The organism is Roseburia sp. 1XD42-34 (assembly GCF_009917385.1).
Lineage (GTDB): Bacteria > Bacillota > Bacilli > Bacillales > Amphibacillaceae > Virgibacillus.
Genome location: NZ_QWLJ01000092.1, coordinates 1 through 1037, shown reverse-complemented (window position 1 = coordinate 1037; position 1037 = coordinate 1). Strand labels below are relative to the sequence as shown.

Here is a 1037-nt window from a genome sequence, read left to right as displayed (position 1 = left end):
TAAGTATAAAAAAATTGGAAGTCATGTTGGGTAGGTGAGATTCCATCTCACTCCACCCCAACATTTGACATAGAACCATTTTTTATTAGTTTTTATTGGTTTTTAACATCATTTAATTGCAAAATATCGTCTAACTGTTCGGAGACAATTTGATTTGTTTCTTTATAAAGATGACTATAAATATTGATGGTTGTTTGAATGTCGGAGTGACCTAATCTTTCTTGTATTGGTTTAGCATCTATACCCTTGTTAATAAGTATACTGGCAGATGTGTGCCTAAGTGAGTGTATTTTAATATATGTGAGGTTATGGCGATTCAAGAAACGTTTCCACCAATTCTTTAAGGAACTAGGGTTAAAAGGTTTTCCGTTTTCGTCACAAAGTAATAAACAGCTTTCTTCATCCCAATAATTATCTGAAGCAAGGCGTTCTTTATTTCGTATAGCAATCAATTTTTCTATAGGTTTAAGTAAGGATTTTGATAAATAAATATCTCTTTTCCTAGCTTGTCTATTTCCTTTCTTAATTTCATGAAATTGTAACCCTTTTTGTTTGGAGTAAGTTAATGCTTGTCTAACATGTAGAATACTATTATCTAAATCTAGATGCTTTTTTAGATCTATTCCACTTCTTACCTAATGCAGAGGATTTCGCTAAAAAGTATAGAGAAGGCACAGTAGTTATAGACAATTTAAATGATTAATCTTGGCCCTCACTCTGAGGGCTTTTTTTCCAAAAACCAAAACCACCTCCTGTAACCATAATTGAAATTAGTTACGGGAAGGTGGCATTTTTTATTTCAAATAAAGAACAAAAAAGTTTAATTAGTAAAAAACACCTATGTAAAAACAAGGAAAAAAGACGCATGGTGTATGGGTTAATTTACCATTAAGATTTACATAGAGGAAGAAAACTGAAATGTCTTCATAGCAAGGGGATTTAAAAGGATAGGGAGAAGGTGGATAGTTCGTGAAGCGTGACTTACAAATTAATTATGGGGTTTTAGATGATATTATTGGCGAACTTCGGAAATATAA

1 protein-coding gene is annotated in these 1037 nt (G+C 31.9%); it reads right to left on the bottom strand.

Features of this window, described 5'->3' with window-relative positions:
* Nucleotides 1-92: 92 nt before the first annotated feature.
* A complete protein-coding gene (locus D1839_RS20150; protein ID WP_120381544.1) occupies nucleotides 93-623 on the bottom strand; it encodes a site-specific integrase in 531 nt (176 codons plus the stop codon).
* Nucleotides 624-1037: the final 414 nt, after the last annotated feature.